1 protein-coding gene is annotated in these 273 nt (G+C 64.5%); it reads left to right on the plus strand.

Annotated elements, in window-relative coordinates; genetic code table 11:
• Window positions 1–273 (plus strand): cytochrome c oxidase subunit 3 (locus KVT14_RS20400; protein ID WP_217617300.1); only part of this gene is annotated, 273 nt, incomplete at both ends.

Genomic DNA, 273 nt, shown 5'->3' on the forward strand with positions numbered 1-273 from the left:
ACCTACATCATGGGCGCCTTCTTCATCGGCGGGCAGGTCTTCGAGTACGCCGAGCTCGTGCACGAGGGCCTAACCATCTCCTCCAGCCCGTACGGCTCGGTGTTCTACCTGACCACCGGCTTCCACGGTCTGCACGTGGTCGGCGGGCTCATCGCCTTCCTGTTCCTGCTGGGCCGCTCCTTCACCTCGAAGCGGTTCGGCCACCACGAGGCGTCCACCGCCATCGTGACCTCGTACTACTGGCACTTCGACGACGTGGTGTGGTTCGCGCTG

It is taken from the genome of Cellulomonas sp. GbtcB1 (assembly GCF_019091725.1).
Taxonomy (GTDB): Bacteria; Actinomycetota; Actinomycetes; order Actinomycetales; family Cellulomonadaceae; genus Cellulomonas.